Source organism: Agrobacterium sp. ST15.13.013, from assembly GCF_027956525.1.
GTDB lineage: Bacteria > Pseudomonadota > Alphaproteobacteria > Rhizobiales > Rhizobiaceae > Agrobacterium > Agrobacterium salinitolerans.
On record NZ_JAQKGP010000033.1, the window covers coordinates 1 to 18786 of the forward strand.

16 protein-coding genes are annotated in these 18786 nt (G+C 56.7%); 14 read left to right on the forward strand and 2 right to left on the reverse strand.

Annotated features, from left to right (window positions below):
• Positions 1 to 437: 437 nt before the first annotated feature.
• Positions 438 to 1304: a LysR family transcriptional regulator gene (locus PL597_RS23340; RefSeq protein ID WP_269824995.1), complete on the reverse strand. Its 867-nt coding sequence runs from the start codon at positions 1302 to 1304 to the stop codon at positions 438 to 440.
• Positions 1305 to 1398: 94 nt separating this feature from the next.
• Between PL597_RS23340 and PL597_RS23345 the strand changes: the two genes are divergently transcribed.
• The 9 genes from PL597_RS23345 to PL597_RS23385 all read left to right on the forward strand — a co-directional run bounded on the left by PL597_RS23345 (position 1399) and on the right by PL597_RS23385 (position 10978).
• Positions 1399 to 1812 carry a VOC family protein gene (locus PL597_RS23345; protein WP_271366331.1) on the forward strand — a complete coding sequence of 138 codons (414 nt, stop codon included), beginning with the start codon at positions 1399 to 1401 and terminating at the stop codon, positions 1810 to 1812.
• 807 nt (positions 1813 to 2619) lie between these two features.
• Positions 2620 to 3654, forward strand: coding sequence for an ABC transporter substrate-binding protein (locus PL597_RS23350; RefSeq protein ID WP_271366332.1), 1035 nt, complete (start codon positions 2620 to 2622; stop codon positions 3652 to 3654).
• Positions 3655 to 3658: 4 nt separating this feature from the next.
• Positions 3659 to 4462, forward strand: a complete 804-nt coding sequence (locus tag PL597_RS23355) for an ABC transporter ATP-binding protein (protein ID WP_269827410.1) — start codon at positions 3659 to 3661, stop codon at positions 4460 to 4462.
• Positions 4463 to 4518: 56 nt separating this feature from the next.
• On the forward strand, positions 4519 to 5295 hold the full coding sequence (locus PL597_RS23360) for an ABC transporter permease (RefSeq protein ID WP_173991752.1): 777 nt from the start codon (positions 4519 to 4521) through the stop codon (positions 5293 to 5295).
• 10 nt (positions 5296 to 5305) lie between these two features.
• Positions 5306 to 6679, forward strand: a complete 1374-nt coding sequence (locus tag PL597_RS23365; protein ID WP_269825037.1) for an FAD-dependent oxidoreductase — start codon at positions 5306 to 5308, stop codon at positions 6677 to 6679.
• On the forward strand, positions 6676 to 7833 hold the full coding sequence (locus PL597_RS23370) for a CaiB/BaiF CoA transferase family protein (RefSeq protein WP_149147399.1): 1158 nt from the start codon (positions 6676 to 6678) through the stop codon (positions 7831 to 7833). Before PL597_RS23365 ends, PL597_RS23370 begins: the two co-directional genes overlap by 4 nt.
• Positions 7830 to 8615, forward strand: a complete 786-nt coding sequence (locus PL597_RS23375; RefSeq protein WP_137412168.1) for an enoyl-CoA hydratase-related protein — start codon at positions 7830 to 7832, stop codon at positions 8613 to 8615. The genes PL597_RS23370 and PL597_RS23375 overlap by 4 nt, the downstream gene beginning before the upstream one ends.
• Positions 8616 to 8664: 49 nt before the next feature.
• Positions 8665 to 9588 carry a LysR family transcriptional regulator gene (locus PL597_RS23380; protein ID WP_137412167.1) on the forward strand — a complete coding sequence of 308 codons (924 nt, stop codon included), beginning with the start codon at positions 8665 to 8667 and terminating at the stop codon, positions 9586 to 9588.
• Between the two features lie 4 nt (positions 9589 to 9592).
• The gene (locus PL597_RS23385; protein WP_269824990.1) at positions 9593 to 10978 is read left to right on the forward strand and encodes an amidohydrolase family protein; all 1386 of its coding nucleotides are present in this window, start codon (positions 9593 to 9595) and stop codon (positions 10976 to 10978) included.
• 16 nt (positions 10979 to 10994) lie between these two features.
• Here the strand turns inward: PL597_RS23385 and PL597_RS23390 are convergent, their stop codons facing one another.
• On the reverse strand, positions 10995 to 11315 hold the full coding sequence (locus PL597_RS23390) for a 4Fe-4S dicluster domain-containing protein (RefSeq protein ID WP_173991728.1): 321 nt from the start codon (positions 11313 to 11315) through the stop codon (positions 10995 to 10997).
• A 460-nt stretch (positions 11316 to 11775) separates the two neighbouring features.
• Between PL597_RS23390 and PL597_RS23395 the strand changes: the two genes are divergently transcribed.
• The 5 genes from PL597_RS23395 to fhuB all read left to right on the forward strand — a co-directional run bounded on the left by PL597_RS23395 (position 11776) and on the right by fhuB (position 18774).
• On the forward strand, positions 11776 to 12273 hold the full coding sequence (locus tag PL597_RS23395) for an RNA polymerase sigma factor (RefSeq protein WP_173991727.1): 498 nt from the start codon (positions 11776 to 11778) through the stop codon (positions 12271 to 12273).
• A gap of 90 nt (positions 12274 to 12363) precedes the next feature.
• The gene (locus PL597_RS23400) at positions 12364 to 13332 is read left to right on the forward strand and encodes a FecR family protein (protein ID WP_271366333.1); all 969 of its coding nucleotides are present in this window, start codon (positions 12364 to 12366) and stop codon (positions 13330 to 13332) included.
• Positions 13333 to 13443: 111 nt separating this feature from the next.
• Positions 13444 to 15888 (forward strand): TonB-dependent siderophore receptor, encoded by a 2445-nt coding sequence (locus PL597_RS23405; protein ID WP_271366334.1) that lies wholly within the window; start codon positions 13444 to 13446, stop codon positions 15886 to 15888.
• The gene (locus tag PL597_RS23410; RefSeq protein WP_269824987.1) at positions 15882 to 16781 is read left to right on the forward strand and encodes an ABC transporter substrate-binding protein; all 900 of its coding nucleotides are present in this window, start codon (positions 15882 to 15884) and stop codon (positions 16779 to 16781) included. The genes PL597_RS23405 and PL597_RS23410 overlap by 7 nt, the downstream gene beginning before the upstream one ends.
• A 1-nt stretch (position 16782) precedes the next feature.
• A complete protein-coding gene (gene fhuB / locus PL597_RS23415) occupies positions 16783 to 18774 on the forward strand; it encodes a Fe(3+)-hydroxamate ABC transporter permease FhuB (RefSeq protein WP_271366335.1) in 1992 nt (663 codons plus the stop codon).
• The last annotated feature ends 12 nt before the right edge of the window (positions 18775 to 18786 follow it).

An 18786-nucleotide genomic window follows, 5' to 3' on the forward strand; every position in this document is an offset into this window, starting at 1 on the left:
CCGACGTCACCTTCGCCAACATGGAAGAATTAACGACCATCATTTCCAGCTTGGAGGGCTAGCGTTTATCAGGCGACGTGCCAGTGAAACACCGCTTACATACATAGTAGCGTCATGACATGAGCAACAAAAAGCCGACGACGGCCTCGAGCTAACACGCTTTATTTTAGTCTGGTCGAGCCTAAGCCCGGTCTTCGTGCTGTGGGCTATTCCCGAAGCCAAGGGGTCAACAACGACCGCGAAAATCCAAAACGCCGCGCCGTCACCGAGCCTTGGCAAGGCTGAGAGTGATCTGGTCGATGGCTGCTGCAACCTCTTCCATCGAAGCCCCTTGCTACCCTGCCCTACCGGACAGATCTTCAGCACTGACACGAAGCTCACGGCTGCCATGGTCAAGACCGTAAGCAAGAAACTTGAACTTCGGAAATACGCAATCTTCAATGATCGTCGGGCTGGAGTAATTCCAGAAGAAAAGCAACAGCTTTTGGCCGTGCCGGGATAGCTTCATGCAAAAGCACTATGTTGCGGGAGAATGTCGTGCCGGACGAAGCGGAGACGATGTTAAAACCCGTTGGCACCAGGCCTTGCCATGCCGGAACGAGAGCGTTTCCCAGTCCCTGGGCCACCAGGATCGCAATTGTCTCCAGCGCATCGAGATCACAAACGACATCGGGCGAGAGATCGAAAGTCTCCATATATCTCCCAACGATGCGGCCTCCCCAGGATACGGGATCATACCGGATGAACGGTTCCCCCGCAGCATGCTTCAAGACATCATCCGCAACTATCTCAGCCCTGGTCATGTAAACTAGTGGTTCGCTTCTGATTCTGTGGCCAACGAGTGATTTAGGCAGCGCAAAAGGCGGCTCGACAAGAATTGCGATATCGAGAGCGCCAGCAAGCAGTTGTTCGAATAGATATAGCGACGATCCCGGGACAAGCCGCAACTTCAGATCGGGAGCTTGCCGTGCCGTTTCGCGGATAAATGCAGGCAAAAGTCCGGTTAGCACCGTCGAAATCGCACCGATCTTCACCTCGCCTCTCAAATCTCCATCAAGCGCATCATCCATGAGATGAGCACTCTCCCGGACCAGAAGCCGTGCACGAGGCAGCAATGCCAGACATGTTTCGGTCGGCTGGATGGAATGCGCTCCGCGCGAGAAAAGCTTGCAGTTCAGGCTGCGTTCCAAAGCCTGGATACGTTGGCTGATCGCGGCAGGCGTCAGCTTCTCCCGGCGGGCTGCACCCGTGATAGAGCCCGTTTCTATGACAGCAAGCAGGCTTTGCAGGAAGCGAATGTCCATATAGAGATGCTTATCCTCAGAGACACAATTTCATAGTTTCACTTGCCCTACGGTAAACCTATGATGGGATCAACATCATTCTGGAGAACCGCCAATGAGATCACTTTTTCACCTCGCCTACCACGTGACCAATCTTGACGAAGCACGGAGTTTTTACGGGGATGTCCTTGGATGCGAAGAGGGGCGCAGTACGGATACCTGGGTTGATTTCGATTTCTTCGGACATCAGATTTCGCTTCATCTTGGCAAGCCCTTCGAAGTATCGCGCACAGGAAAAGTCGGCGACCACATGGTAATGATGCCCCACTTGGGCGTGGTACTGCCGCTGGAGGCATGGTTTGCGCTTGCCAACCGGCTGGAGACGGCAGGTATTGCTTTCGATATTCCGCCCGTCGTGCGTTTTGAAGGAGAACCAGGCGAACAGAGGACGATGTTCTTCTTCGATCCGAGCGGTAATCCCATCGAAGTAAAGGGTTTCAACGATTTCGACAGCGTTTTCGCCCGTTAGACCGGTTGCAGCAGCGCTTCCCAATCCGTGAGGCACTGCATAACCGCGCGGCTTTCGGCATGCCCCCCGGGGCTAGTGAAGACGGCCTCCATGACGCCGGCTGCAATCATGGCTTGCAGTCGCTTTCCCTAATAACTGGGAGTCATCTTCCGTTGCCACAGTGATGGTCTCGGCGACATTGCCCCCAAGGATATGCTCGCCCACGCCGGCAACCCACGGCCCCGTGCCGAATCTCCGTGACGCCCTGATGCCCGTTACCATCGGGTTTGCAGCGCGACCGTAAGTCTGCGATATCATGATGCTTGAAAACACACCAACGGCAAAACGCATTGCGGCAACGGCCTCGCTAATGTTGCCATTTTGCGGCGACGGTTTTCGCATGAGCGTTTCATCCCGCCCTGCACCAGAGACAAGAGTGGGACCGTCGCTTATCTCTACCGCCCGCATCATGCTTTCGGAAATGTCGCCAGTCCGGAAGTTCCCAACGGATCACTGATTCTATTACCGTCATCTGAAAATAAGCAGCCGGCATACGCGCTTTTCGCGTGACGATACGCAAAATCCTCCCGAGGGAAGTACCAGAGTCTGTTCAGTCGGCATGCAGGGCACGATCTGTCGTGCATCAAATCTGTTCCCGATGATGAAAAACAGGGCAGACAGGGCCACGATCCATGCGTTGCCTTTTCGGCAAGTAATGCGGCGAATAATTGTTCTTTATTAGAACGCCTATGTTCGGCATGATCCCCTCAACGGCGGATAAGCCGTAGCACGCTACCCGCGAAGCTAGTTCTTATAAGGGGAACATACATGAGCAGTTTTTTAATGAATCGCCGCCGTTTCATTGCGAACGCCGCCATTTTGGGTGGCGCGGCGACAATGCAGAATTTTATCAGCGTTCGCGCCGGAAATGCAGTCGATATAGCCGACGTCAAAATGCAATTGGGCTGGCTTGGCTCGAACGGCGTTCTTGGCGAAGTCGTGGCGAAGAAAAAGGGATTTTATACCGAACAGGGCGTCAACCTTGAAATCGTACCGGGTGGCCCGAACATCGATGGTGTCGCGGGTGTGGCGTCCGGGCAGGCTGCCGTTGGCCAGACATCGTCCAGCCCGGCCGTGATGCTGGCGCGTGGCGCGGGCATTCCGATCAAGGCCTTTCTCGCCGGTTATCAGAAACACCCTTTTACCTATTTCTCGACAGATAAAAATCCGATCCGCATGCCACAAGATATGATCGGCAAAACCATCGCCACCCAGCCAACTGCCGTTATCCTACTCCGCGCACTGCTTGCCAAAAACGGCATCGCGGAAAACAAGGTCACCATCGTCAATATGGGTTCGGATATGAACCAGCTTCTGACGGGTCAGGCACAGGCGGTGACCGGCTGGAATACGAATATCAACGCCATGAAGGTGCTTGGCACGGACTCCGTACAGATGATGCTGTGGGATGCGGGCCTCAAGCTGTACGCAAACGTCTATTTCACCACCGACGACCAGATCGACAAGCACGGCGATGTTCTGGCGCGCTTCACAATGGCGACGGCAAAGGGCTGGTCCTATGCCCGCGACAACCAGGCAGAAGCGGTTGATATTCTGGTCGAGGCATTCCCTAATCTCGACAAGGCCAGCGAGCTTGAAGCTGCCGTACCGGTTCTCGGCTATTCGTTTGGCGAAACCACCAAAAAAGATGGCTGGGGGACAATGAACAAGTCGACCTGGGAAGACCAGATCAAGGCTTATGCCGATCTCGGTCAGTTCAAGCAATCTGTCCCCCTACTCGATGATGTCGTGAGTTTCTCCGTACTGGAGGCAACAAGCGATTTCCGCAAGAATCTGGGCTGAGATCATGCTGGCAATAAGGACCATCCAGGAAAGCCCGACCACCGCGAAAGCGGCAATTTCCATCAGAAACGTCTCTGTGCGTTTCGGAAAAGGCCCGAGCGAGTTTACCGCTCTTTCGGATGTCTCTCTGGACATTCCGGAAGGAGGCTTCGTGACCATGCTCGGGCCGTCAGGCTGCGGAAAATCAACGCTGCTGCGCTGCATGGCCGATCTTGTACAGCCATCGCATGGGCAGATATCCGTACTTGGCCAGACTCCGCGGGCCGCACGCGGGAATAGAGATTTCGCGTTTGTTTTTCAGGACGCGACGTTGCTTCCATGGCGCAATGTGATCGACAATGTATGCCTTCCCCTTGAAGTCGGGGCAGGCAAGGCACGCGATCACGCCGACGCGCACGATTTGCTGGCAATGGTCGGTCTCGGCGGGCGCGAGAAAGCGTTGCCGCATGAGCTGTCTGGCGGCATGCGCCAGCGTGTTGCGATTGCGCGGGCGCTGGTGACCCGCCCGCGTATTCTGCTGATGGACGAGCCGTTCGGCGCACTCGACGAAATCACCCGTGACAAGCTCAATGAGGAGCTTCTACGCCTCTGGCAGGAAACGGGAACGACAATTGTCTTCGTCACCCACTCGATCCCTGAAGCCGCGTTTCTTGGCCAGAAGATTCTGATGCTGAAGGCCAACCCAGGTCGCGTAAAGGAGTTTCTGGAGGTGAACCTTCCTGCGGGACGGTCGCTGGCCATACGCGATACCATCGATTTTATTCAGGTTACCGCCCACCTGCGCACATTGCTGGAGGAATGCCTGTGAGCAATTCCATCTCGACCAGAGACACGATCGAAATACAAACCGCGTCCCGGAAGGCGATGTGGGCTGATATGACCATTGGCGTCTTTAGCCGTAACATGCCTGTCATCCTGACGACGATCGGTCTCGTCGCAGCTTGGCAAATCGGGGTGACGGCCTTCGAAGTGCCGACATTCATGGTGCCAAGTCCGTGGGAAATCGTTCTTGCCTTCAGGGACAATGGTCCCATCCTGTGGAAGAACTTTCTTCCGACATTGCTGGAAGCATCGTTGGGCTTTATTTTCGGAAACCTGATCGCCATTCTTCTGGCTATCTGGTTCGTGCACAGCAGCGTGGCAGAACGGGCGATCTATCCGATTGCTGTCTTCATCAAGGCCATTCCGATCATAGCCCTCGCACCTATCCTGGTGCTGATTTTTGGCAACGGCATCGCGCCCAAGATCATTATCGCCGGTCTCATCTGTTTCTTTCCCACACTCGTCAACATGGTTCAGGGGCTCAAATCCGTCAGCCCGGCCATGTTGGATCTGATGCGGGTTCTGTCGGCCAACAAGCGGGAAGTCTTGTGGAAAGTTCAGCTCCCGGCATCCCTGCCCTTTCTGTTTGCCGCGCTCAAGATCGCCGCCACCAGCAGTGTCATGGGCGCGATCGTGGCGGAATGGATCGGTTCGAGTTTCGGGCTTGGCGCCCTCATCATCGAGGCCACCTATAATTTCCGCTCGCCGCTGCTTTACGCAACCGTGGTGATCGCAGCCCTGACTGCGGTGGTTCTGTTCTCAATCGTATCGCTGATCGAAACAAAAGTTGTCCGGTGGAAGCCGGCTGCTGCTCACTAAAGCGGCTTATCTGGAGGCAAATGAAATGACATCGATAATTGAATTGCCAGCGCGCGGCGTAAAAGTCGTGGATCGCTCGGATGTCGTCGTGGTCGGCGGTGGCCCTGCGGGCATTTCAGCGGCCGTCTCGGCAGCACGCAATGGCGCGAGCGTGACCCTGATTGAGCGCTACCCGTATCTCGGTGGCCTCGCATCTGGCGGCATGGTGCTGGTGCTTGACGATATGGTCAATGAAACCGAAGTCACCGTGCAGGGCATCTGCGTCGAGATGATCGGGCGCATGCAAAAGCGTGGCCTTTGCGTGGTTCCGGATGAGCGTGACCGCATGATCGAATTTCGCGATACGCCGGCGGCCTGGCAACGCTGGGCGCGCTGGGGCCTGTTCGATTTCCATACGCAAACCATGCCTCACCCCATCTGCTATTCCGCGGCCTTCGACCCCGATGCCTTCAAGCAGACCTCCTACGATCTGATTGCCGAGTCGGGTGTCAAACTCCGTCTGCACAGTTGGTTCTCGTCCGCTATCATGGAGGGCAACCGTATCACCGGTGTGGTCTGCCAGACCAAAGCTGGACTGGAAGCCATCTTGGGTAGTATCGTCATAGATACGACTGGCGATCTCGACGTCGCGGCCAATGCGGGTGCGGCAAACACCGAATCCGATTTTATTCTTACCACTGTGTCGCGGTGGGGCGGCGTCGACACCGATGCCGCTGAGCGTTTCGAGCGCGAGGAGCCCGAAGCATTCAAGCAGCTCGATCATGAAGCGAAACGCCTGATCGGCGGATGCTGGTCGTTCTGGTGGTTGAAAACGCCACTGCCGGGTGTCGTATGGCTGAACTGCCCGCATATGCCGAAGCTCAGCGGCCTGAAGGTTGACGACCTTACCACTGCGGAGATCGAAGGCCGCAGCCGCATCGGCCATTTGCTGGATTTTGCCCGTGAAAAAATGCCCGGCTTCGAAAATGCCTATGTGGTTGATTTTGCACCGCAAACAGGCGTTCGCCAGACGCGTCTTCTTGAAGGCTCCTATGTCGTGACAAAGGATGACGTGATGAATCGCCGGCATTTCGCAGATACGATATGCCGTGGCCGCGACTATTACACGCCCTATCGCGCCATGCTGCCAAAGGATGTGGAGCAGATGATCGTCGCAGGACGCCACTATTCGGCGACACCGCAGGCCCAGAAATCAAGCCGCGAAATCCCCCCCTGCATGGCCATGGGCGAAGCCGCAGGCGTGGCTGCAGTGGTTGCTCTTAATGCCGGTGTCACGGCGCGACAGGCTGATATCACGAAGATCCGCAGTATGCTTCGCAATCAGGGGGCCGACCCCGGTGATATCCCCTCTGCAAATGCAAGCTATCTGGAGGCAGCAGAATGACAACTCTTCCGCTCGAAGGTATCCGTGTCGTGGACTTCACGCAGGTGATGCTTGGCCCTTGCTGCACCCAGATGCTGGCCGATTATGGCGCCGACGTTATCAAGATCGAAAAGATGAAAATCGGCGATCTCTCCCGTTGGTCAGTAGGGTCGGACCCGGACGGGCTGAATAATCCGGTCTTCACCTCACTGAACCGTAACAAGCGCAGCCTGTCCGTCGATCTGAAGGACAAGCAATCTTGCGATGTCGTTCGGGAACTGCTTCGCCATGCCGATGTCGTCGTGAACAATTTCCGCCCCGGCGTGATGGAGCGCATGGGTTTCGGATACGACGATCTCAAAAAGATCAATCCGAAGCTGATCTTTGCCGTTGGCACAGGCTTCGGCCTCGAAGGCCCCTATCGCCACAAGGGTGGACAGGACACCCTGGCGCAAGCAATGACCGGCGTCATGCAGCGCAAGTCAGATTATACCCATCCAACGGCGATCTATTCGACGACGATTGCCGATTATTCGGCTGGCATGCATCTCGTACAGGGCATTCTGCTGGCACTCCTGCATCGTGAAAAAACCGGGGAAGGCCAGCAGGTTGCCGTCAGCCTGTACAGTTCGCTGATTGCCATGCAGATGCAGGAAGGCACCATGCACATGATGCGTGGCAAAGAACTCAACTGGTCGTCCTTTCCGCTCAGCGGTGTTTTCGAAACCACCGATACCGCAATCGTCATGGTCGGCGCCTTCAAGGAAAACCCGCTTCGCGATATTTGCAATGCACTTGAGATCAATGATCTCTCGGCATTGCCCGAACATGCGGATTTCGATGCCCAGGCGCAGACACGCCCCCAGTTACACGCCATTTTCCGGGCGCGTTTTGCCACGAACTCCACAGCACACTGGTTGAAGCGGCTTGAAGACGTCGATATTCTGTGCGCGCCAGTGCGCTCACTTCCCGAAGCGCTCGAAGATGAACAGACGTTGATCAACGGCCTGATTCTGGAGGTTGGCGAAACCGCCGCTGGCCCGGTTCGTGTCATCGGCTCACCCATCGAAATGTCTGCGGCGAAGGTTTCTGTTCGTTTGCCGCCACCAAAACTTGGCGAACATAATGATGAGATCATTCATTCGCTGGGTCTGCTCACAGGAGACGCAGCGTGAGCGTTGTCTTCAATATCGAGAACCGCATCGCTCGCGTGACGATAAACCGACCCGAGCGCATGAACGCCATCGATCCGGCGACAGAGCTTGAGCTTGAGCGTATCTGGCACGACATCGAGAAACGCGACGATATCAGTTGCGTGGTGCTGACCGGTGCGGGCGAACGGGCATTTTCCGCTGGTGCAGACCTCAAGGGCGGCGCGACCGGCATCCAGAAAACCGGCCTCGAATACTGGGCCGAAAGCCGCCCGAACGGGTTTGGCGGTATCGCGTTTCGAAAAAGCCTTGATATTCCCGTCATCGCCCGCGTCAACGGTTTCGCTCTCGGCGGCGGCTTCGAGATGGTGCTGGGCTGCGATATCGTTATCGCCAGCGACACCGCCCGTTTCGGACTGCCGGAAGCCCGCGTTGGTCGCATGCCGCTGGACGGTGGAATGGTCATGCTACAGCGAAAGATTCCGTTTAACCAGGCCATGGGCGTCATGCTCACGGGTCGCCAGTTCAGCGCATCGGACATGCAGGCATTTGGGATCGTCAACGAAGTCGCCACACCCGAAAATCTGGACGAGGCGGTGAACCGTTGGGTTGCCGACATCGTAGCCTGTGCGCCTTTGTCACTCAGGGCGATCAAACAGACGGTCAACCGCACCGGGCATCTCGTGCCTTCCGAAGCGCAGGCGCTGAGAACCCCCGCCTTGCTGAAAGCCTTGAGTAGTGAAGATGCGCAAGAAGGCGTGCTGGCATTCCAGGAGAAAAGACCCCCCGTTTGGCGAGGGTGCTGAGCGTGTTATTGATTTCCGAAATGCGCACTGATGCTGACCGGAGATAAGCATGCATGCAAGTATCCTGAAATATTTTACGGAAGTCGCGCGATCCGGCTCTATCCGAAAGGCGTCGGAAGAGTTGAACGTCGCGACATCCGCCCTGAGCCGACAAATCAAGAAGCTGGAGGATGAGCTGGGAACTCCGCTGTTCGAGCGGTTCTCCGATGGTCTCCGGCTGACCATGGCGGGTGAAATCGTGCTCCGCCATGCCCGCGAAACGTTACACGACTATTCGATCATGAGATCCGATCTTGGCGACCTGACAGGCAAGAAAACCGGACGGGTTCACATAGCCTGTCTTGACAGTCTGACAGTGCAGTTTTTGCCGGAATTGGTGCGTGGGTTCCACACACGCCACCCCGCGATCGATTTCCGCGTCCGAACAGAGAGCTACAACAACATCTTCCGGTTTTTGACAGAGGGCGACTGCGACATCGGCGTCACATTCGATCTGGCGCGACCCAACGATATCGAGTGTGTCTTCAGCGTCAAAATGCCGTTGATGGCAATCGTTGCCGCGCACCACCCGCTATCCAGACAAAAGAGCCTTACCCTACAGGAATGCGCCCAGTTTCCGCTTTTACTACAGCTCGATAACGAGGTGATGAGTTCTATGGTCGCGGTCGAACTCGGCGCACTCGATCGTGTCAGCCGGACGTTCGTTGCCACCAATAGCCAGATGATGCTGAAACCGCTGATCCTTTCGGGTGCAGGAGTGGCATTCTTCACCCCGCTTGGTTTTCTTCGTGAACTGGAGGCTGGCGAGGTTGTCGCGATCCGCATATCCGGCTCGCGCGTTAATGATATCGAGGTCGGCATCGTCACGCCACGGCGTCGACAACTGACCCGTGCGACCGAGCTGGTGATCGAGTATCTAAGCACCGAACTTGAAGAATTCACATCCAGATTAAAAGTCTACATAGGGGAATAGCCTGATGCAACTGAGCCTATTGCACGTGCCGGCCAAGGGTAACCCCACACTTGAAGACGTGCAGGACGCTTCTGTTTCAGACCGGTCAGGCGCACGCGGCGGCGACCTGATCATGCCAGCTCCGATCAACGCACATGACCACGGCTACGGCATCCGGACACTCGATTTTGCTGCATTCGATGACGCACTGGAAGTTTGGATTCCTTGGCTACGCCTGCGCCCACGCACTGACCCTTATCTGGAAGCACTCGTCGCCTTCTCCCGACTTGCTCTGAATGGCGTTGGCGGAACGATGCATTGCCACAACTCGCTGAATGCGGAAAGCCTGATCACCGAGGCCGCGCTTGTGTGCAAGGCGGCGTCGGATGTTGGCATCCGGCTTGCTCTTTCCTGCCCCATGCTCGACTTCGATCCGTGGGCCTATGGCGGCGGTCCACCGCGGCTCAGGCCTTTTATGTCGGCAGACGAATGGGACGCAGTTGAGGACACCATCCCACGCTACGCTTCGATCGCGCGCCAGCTGGAGGCTGTGGATATTGTCGCAGCCGAAAATAAAGGGGGGCTGTTTGATATCCAGTATGGACCGATCGGGCCGCAGTGGTGTTCGAATGCCCTGCTTGAAGCCATCGCAGATGCATCTGCAAACAATAACCGCCGTGTGCACATGCACCTGCTGGAAAGCCCACGGCAACGCGCCTGGCTCGACCGCCGGTTTCCGAATGGCGTCGTCAGATATCTCGATGATATTGGCTTTCTGTCTCCGCGGCTTGCCGTCGCGCATGGCGTGCAACTGACACAGGCCGAATGTGAACTGCTCGCCGAACGCGGCGTCCAACTGGTTTCGAACCCGTCTGCCAATCTCCGCCTGCGTTCAGGTATCGCACCTGCATCAGATGCGATGCGCGCCGGTCTGAAAGTCGCCATTGGTCTTGACGGAACGAGCCTGGATGATGATCAGGATCTCTGGCGTGAGATGAGACTTTTTCGCCTTCTGCAGGCAGGGTGCGACCTGGATGAGAAAATGACAGCGCAGACCACATTGAAAGCCGCCATTCATCACGCAGCACAGGTTATCAATGCACCCCCCGCCCGAGACCTTGTCTGTATCGACTATCGTGGTCTGACGCAGGACGCGATTTTCACGGATGTCGATGTGCCTGAGACGCTCATGACGCGAATGACCGGCCGGTATGCCCGAGGGCTGGTTGTCGATGGGTCGACCGTGATGAGAGATCGCAAGCTCGTCAATGTGGATTTTGATAATGCCCGCAGCGAACTCCGCGCTCAGGCAAAAGCCGATCTGCCACGGCTCGAAAAGCAGCGTGGTCTGGCAAAGTCACTCTCCGATGCGGCCCGTCGGTATTATCGTGAACAGATGGCCGGCGCATAGCTCTGCCTGAAGCCCCCTATCGTCCGAACTGCTCCACCTGCGGATGATCCATGGCGGTAGAACGCCACTTTTCCCACCCCCCGGGTGAGCCAATATTACTAATATCGGCACCGAAGAAGTCGCGGTTGATAGCCATAAAATCCATTCGACCAGCTGCGGCGTCATCCGAAAGAATGGCATCGACGGGACAGACAGACAGGCAAAGCCCGCAGTTAATGCACTCATCGGGATGAATGTAAAACATCCGGCCACCCTCATAGATACAATCCACCGGACAGACCTGCGCACAGGCTCCATCCTTGACGTCGATACAAGGCTCCGTGACGATATATGCCATTGAAATTGCTCCTTTTTGGCATAGTGTCAAAGGAATGCGTTCTTGAACAGACCAATGTTTAGCAGGCTATGTTGCCGAAATGGCAATGCCCATCCCTGCCTTTCAGCAAGTGTATGCACTGATCCAGATAACGCTGTTTTCCTGCTGACTGCATCGCGAGCTGTGGGTTCGAGAATGGCTGTTGAGGGCCAAGCTCTTGAACTAAATCGAACCTTCGACCACTGCGCGCCGCGTTCTCTAAACGACTGATCTTTCTTATTTTCCATGTCTTAGGCCGCATTCTTGGATGCCTGTGCGATAAACAAATATCTAGATGCTCAAGTCCGGCCACATAAAAACATGAGCAATACTCCCTAGTTTAACTGCCCCGCCTAAGCTATGTGTTGCCGTCTGTGACTTGGTTGAGTTCTGCCGTGCCCGGTTGCGTCCATTTGAACCCAGTGTCGATGGCCCATTTGTGATGGTTTGGGATATTCAAGACCTGTTTGAGCGCTACTCGAAGGAGCTTCGAAGCTTCCTGCGTAACCGTGGCCTGACGGAGGACACCGCCGCAGATCTGACGCAGGACAGTTTTCTAAGGCTGATAACGGCCAAGCCGACCGCCCTGGAACACAACCCGCGCGCCTATATTTTCCAAATTTCCCGCAATGTCCTGATTGATCACCGTAGACGAGAAAGCAAGGCGCCTTTCAGCCAGGTCTCGGAGGCCAAGGCCAACGCGGTTGCCGACCCCAAGCCGTCTGCGGAAACTGTCGTCTACGACAAACAGCGTCTGGCACTCTCGGATGCAGCACTCGCGGAACTGCCCGAACGGACACGCAGGGCGTTTGAACTTTACCGGCTGGAGGAAATGACCATCGCCGAGGTCGCAGAGACGATCGGGCTTTCGACCACCCGAACCTGGTCTCTCATCCGCGAGGCCTATCGCCACATCCGCGCACGGCTGAAGGATGTCTAACATTCCGCGTCAGACTGCAGAAAAAGCCGCCTTTTCATTCGTTATCCCCTATGCGGGACCGGAAATGGCGCAGAAATCGTGTGGGGAAAAATGTCGTTGAGTGATGATGAAACCGACGAGGATCGGCTGTTCGAAGAAGCGGTGGATATACTGATCCGTATCAAGAGCGATCCGGACAATCCGGTGGCGCTTGACGTTGCAACCCGTTGGCTGGGTCGAAGCGATCTGCATCGTCAGGTCTTTGCAGAGGCGCTCGAAATCCACGGCATGACAGGCAAGCTTCTGACGGACAAACGTCGAACCGAACGCAGCCATGCCTATTCGATGTCGCGGCGCACCCTTGTCGTCGGTGGTCTCCTCGGCGCTGGGGCGCTAATGGCGGCTGGCTATTCCGCTCCCGGTCTGATCCTTCAGGCGCGCGCCGATGTCATCACTTCGACTGCGGAAATCAAACGCGTGGAACTTGCCGATGGCAGCATCGCGACGCTTGGGCCAGACAGTGCCATAGCCTCTCGCATCGACAGCACACGACGCGACGTCGAACTGATCCAGGGCATGGCATTTTTTGAAGTCGCCAGAGACAGCGCACGTCCATTTGCCGTTCAGATGGACACCATGATCGCCACGGCACTCGGTACCGCCTTCGATATCAGCGAAGACGGCGGCCAGTTCAATCTTTCGGTGAGCCACGGGATCGTTCGGGCCGACCTGCCGCCCGAGATCAAACGGCCAGCTATGACCTTGAATGCCGGAGACTGGCTAAGCCTTTCGACATCCGACGGAACGCTTTCCACCGGAACACGTGATGTCGGCCAGATTGGCAGTTGGCGTGACGGCATGATCGTTGTCGAAAAAGAGAAGATCGCTACCGTTGTGACAAGGATCGCCCGCTGGAAACGTGGCCGGGTGCTGATTGCGGACACGGACCTGGGAATCCAGCCGGTCAGCGGTGTCTATGACCTCAGAAACCCGGATCTGGCGCTCGAAGCCGTCGTCCGACCCTATGGCGGCAAGGTCAGGGAATTATCCCCTTATCTCACCATAATTTCGGCCTTCTAAAAAAACTTGAGAAAAAAGAGAAAATTTTGCGGCCCCTTCCGTTTTCTGTATCGGGGCGCCGATGAAAAAGCTTCATCGCGCCTTGAAACTGCGTATTTTGAAGGGGCACCTATGGGACTTTGGGGCAAATTGGATGTCGATTACAGGCATCGAGGTCGAGTTTCGGCAGTAACGCTGCTGTTGTCGTCGGTTGCGGCAATCGTGACGATGACGGCGGAAAAACCTGCCATCGCGCAGACCGCCGAAACGACGTACTCAATCGCACCCGGACCTTTGAACCAAGCTCTGGCTGCCTTTGGTCGCCAGTCCGGCATTCAGGTCACCTATGCCCCATCGAATGCAACAGCCAAACAGTCTCCCGGCGTCAGCGGGCGCCTGTCGGCCGATACAGCCATCGCGCGCATCCTTTCAGGCTCCGGCCTGAGCTATAGTTTCACCAATTCCAGAACAATTGTCATTTCGCCTGCGGCCGCCGGCACAGCAGATGCACGGGGCGGCTCCACAAACCTTGCACCGATCGTCGTATCCGGCGAGAGTGCCTTCGGCCCGGTCGACGGCTATGTGGCAAGAAACGCCTCCTCGGCAATGAAGGGTGACATCTCGATCCTCGAAACGCCACAGGCGGTGTCCGTTGTGACCGCCGACCGCATCGAAGATCAGGCGGCACAGAGCGTCAACGAAGCGCTTCGCTATACTGCAGGTGTCCGATCGGAAACGAGCGGCGCGCAAATGATGGACAATCCGCTCTATCTTCGCGGCTTCCAGCAGAGCAGTCTGGAAATGTATCAGGACGGCCTTAGGTCCGTCACCCCGGGCTATTTCGGCTTCTTCGCTGTCGAACCATACGGCCTTGAACGTGTCGAGGTTCTCAAGGGGCCCTCTTCCGTTCTTTATGGTCAGCAGGCTCCGGGCGGATTGATCAATGTGGTTTCCAAACGACCGACAGAAAACCCGGTCAATGAAGTCGAAGCAACGGTCGGCAGCTTCGATCATTATCAAGGCGGTTTCGATGTTGGCGGCACGACGGAAGAAAAAAACATCATGTACCGCATGGTCGGCATGGTGCGTGAGGCCGATACACAGGTCGACTACGTTGAAAACAATCGCCGCTACTTTGCCCCGAGTATCACCTGGGCGCCGAATGAGGATACCAAGCTGACCGTTCTCGGTTCCTATCAGCGCAACGAGGGAGATTTCTACGCGCAGGTTCCGGCCACCGCCGTTCTCTTGCCGAATCCGAACGGCCACATCCCATTCAGCCGGTTCCTCGGCGAACCGGATTGGGAATATGAGACATCCGAACGAACAGCGGTCGGGTACGAGTTCGAACATCGTTTCAACGATACCGTAAAGTTCGAGCAGAATTTTCGCTACACACATATGTCCAACCATCGCCAGTACCTGCAGGCCAGCGGAGCGCTGGTGGACAACCGGTTGCTCAACCGCACCTATAACCTGCGTGACATTGAAAACGACGGCATTGCCGTCGACAGCCGCTTCCGGTTCGATTTCGACACCGGTCCGATTGAACACAAGGCGATCGTCGGTCTGGATTATCTCTGGGGCACATCACGCTGGTTGGAGCAGCGCGGCACTGCAAGCGCGATCGATATCTACAACCCCGTCTACGGATCGTCCGTCAACACTAACGTCTATTCGACCAAGTCACTTTCGGACATCGACGCGTCTCAGGCAGGTCTGTACGTTCAGGATCAACTCAAGCTCGACAATCTCATTCTGACACTCGGCATGAGGCAGGACTGGGCGTGGCGCGATACGGAAAACCTCATCGCCGGAACGTCGACCAAACAAAACGATCATGCCTTCACCAAAAAGGCCGGTCTGACGTATCTCTTTGACGGCGGCATTGCGCCGTACGCCAGCTATTCCGAGTCCTTCAACCCTGTCGTCGGCACCGACAGCCTCGGCAATGTGTTCGTTCCAGAAACGGCTCAGCAATGGGAGGTTGGCATCAAGTATCAGCCAGATGGCTTTGATGGCATATTCACCGTGAGCGCCTTCGATCTCGCACGCCAGAACGTCCAGACCTACGATCCTGCCGATCCGCGCTATACCCTGCAGACCGGTGAAATCCGCGCCCGTGGTTTGGAATTCGAGGCCGTTTCCAATCTTGATAACGGCATCAGCCTCGCGGCAGCCTATACCTACACGGATGCAGAGATCACGGAAACAAAAACGGCAAGTCAGCTCGGGAACACGCCTTACCGTGTTCCCCGCCATGCGGCGTCGCTCTGGGTGAATTACGAGTTACAGCAGGAAGCGCTGGAAGGTCTCAGTGTTGGTGCCGGTGTGCGCTATATCGGCGAGACCTGGGGCAATGACGATAACACCTTCAAGGTGCCGGGGTTCACACTCGTTGACCTTGCACTCCGCTATGACTTCGGCAAAAAGTTTCCGGAAGCCAAGGGGTTGAGCGCGTCGATCAACGTCAGCAACCTGTTCGACAAGTATTACGTGCCCGGATGCTTCACCAGCAACGGCTGCAACTATGGTTCGCAGAGAACCATTTTCGGCAAGCTCAGCTACCAGTGGTAAGATCCAAGTATCATCTGCAAGGTCGTATTTGCCGACGCACCGTCATTTTCGGTGCGGCGGCATTTCTTTTGCAAGGCCTTACGGCGCGCGCGGCGTCTACTGACGCCCCGCGCGTCGCCGCCATTGACTGGGCCGCTGCAGAAACTTTGATTGCAGTCGGGATAACGCCGATTGCGATTGCAGACCTTGCGGGGTTTCGCGCCAGCTTCGCACATCTTCCGGACACGGCCGGCACCATAGATCTGGGCTCGACCTGGGAGCCGAACTTCGAGCTTCTCGATCGCTTGAAACCTGACCTGATTTATCTTCCATCGTGGAGCAGCCTGTCACGCGCCCAGCTTGACCAAATCGCCACGGTTCGTCTTTGCGACATCCACGGTAACGGTGGCGATCCGATAGAGAAGGCCAGGAGCTTTGGCGAAAGCGTCCTCAATGAACTAACAACAATGTCAGAGCCTTCCGCGATCAGGCAACTGGAAGCGCGCCTACAACGGATCACCGGCCAAACATCACCGCAACCCGTGTTTCTTCTTAATCTGCGCAGTACCAGCCGTTTCGTAAACGTCTACGCTGCCGGCAGCCTGCCAGACAGCGCATTGATGCATGTCGGTCTTCAGAATGCCTGGCAAGGCCCCGTAAACGGCTTTGGTTTCGCCTCGATCGGAGCGGAAAAACTGCTCCAGTCTCCCGATGCGTCGATCGTGATCCTCAATCAGAACGATCGGACGACCGAGATGCTGTCGCGGCTCGAACGCAACATTTTCTGGGCGTCGATGCCGGCCGTGCGCGCGGGCCGTATTCATGTCTCGCCGCCGATCTCGGTTTTCGGCGGATTGCTGTCAGCGACGACCTTTGCAGAATGGCTGGCTGATACGTTCGACAAGGCGACATAACATGGCAAAGGCACTCGAACGACGCTCCCGAATATCGTCCCCACTTCCCTTTTTCGTGCTGCTGGTCGGGTTGCTCAGCCTCCTGCTGGCAGCAATCAATCTCCAACGCGTCCTGCCCGTATCTGAGTGGCTCAATGCCCTGTCATTGCAGCAGTCGGAATCAATACAGCAGCTTCTTTTCGCCTGGGCCGCACTTCCGCGTCTGGCCGTTGCATTTCTCTGCGGGACGGCGCTTTCCCTATCGGGTCTGCTGTTCCAGCAATCTCTCCGCAATCCGCTGGCCGAGCCGACGACACTTGGAACGTCGGCGGGTGCGCAGGCAGCCTTGCTCGCATCCCTGGTATGGGCCCCCGGCCTACTCGGTATCGGCCAGGGCCCGATAGCCATAGCCGGCGCTGCACTTGCCACCGCGGGGGTATTTGGTATCTGTTTGCGCGCGGAACGATCTCCGATCGTAATCATTCTCGCGGGCCTCGTCGTCAATCTAACTCTCGGCACGATTTGCGCAATCATCATCCTTCTCTATCCGGAACGGAGCGAGGATCTCGCACAATGGCAAACCGGACGGCTGGAACAAACCGGCTGGATACCTGCGCTCTGCCTTGGTCTATGCCTGTTCCTCGGATGGGCGATCACCGCCTTTCTGTGCCGAGCCCTTCGCCTTCTCGAAATGGAGGATACGGTCGTCATTTCGCTCGGGATGAAACCAGCATGGCTGCGCGGCATATCGCTCGCCATCGCCATTATCATGTCAGGAACGGTGGTTGCCACGATTGGCACGATCGGCTTCATCGGCCTTGCAGTGCCGGCCCTTGCCCGTGCGCTCGGAGCACGGGAGTTGCGCACGCTCGTCCTTTGGGCACCTCTTCTAGGAGGCCTGCTCCTCGTCCTGGCCGATCAGATCGTGCAATTACCGGCCTTTTTGAACGGCCAATTCCCGACAGGCACATTCGCATCGCTTCTGGGTGCGCCGGTATTGCTTGTGCTTCTATCCGGAACGAGATCCCGCACGTTGCAATCAGTCGCGAGGCAGATGACATTCCCACGCGTCCTGATCAGGCCGCGGCATCTGCTCGGTATTTTTCTCATTATGGTCGCCGTGCTCGCCGTGAGCCTCGCATTTGCCCGCGGCCCGGCGGGATGGGAATGGTGCACCGATATCGAGGTGATCAAACGTTGGCGCGTCATGCGGGTCGAGGCTTCGCTCTCAGCCGGCATTCTTCTCGGCATTAGTGGTGTTCTCGTTCAGCGCGTAACAGCTAATCCGATGGCAAGCCCGGAGGTTATGGGAATATCCGCCGGCGCAGCACTCGGAGCAATCGCGCTTCTTTTCGTCTCTACGACATTCACCTCGGGCGACCTGTTCACTGCATGTGCCATCGGTTCGCTCCTCGTGACATCCGCGATCGTCATTCTCGCCGGACGCGCCAACTTTGCCCCAGACAGAATCATCCTGATCGGCATAGCCCTTTCTTCGATCGTCGGTGCCATAGGTTCCTTTGTGATTGCCATGGGAGGACCCGCACGCGGCCTGCTTCTGACATGGTTTTCCGGTTCGACCCATCGTGTAACGCAGGATCAGGCCGTGCTCGTGGCAGCCGCCGCAACCCTGGCAATGGCCGTGGTGCCGCTGTTCAGTCGTTGCCTGGAGGTACTGGAGCTCGGAGAAGACAATGCCCGCGCTCTTGGACTGCCCGTATCGGCAACACGGGGCGCCATCATCCTCTACAGCGCAATTTCGACCGCCGCAGCGACAATCATCGTAGGGCCTGCAACCTTTGTCGGCCTCCTGGCCCCCCACATGGTGCGGCAATTCGGTATCCATCGTCCTTTGCCCCAGATCTTTGCCTCCGCTTTTGCCGGAGGCGCCTTGATGCTTGTTGCCGATTGGCTCGGCCGGACGCTGATCTTTCCGTGGCAGATGCCCGCCGGGCTCCTGACCGCCCTGATCGGTGGGCCACTATTCCTCTATTCCATTCGCCAGCGACGTTGAATCCAGACCAAC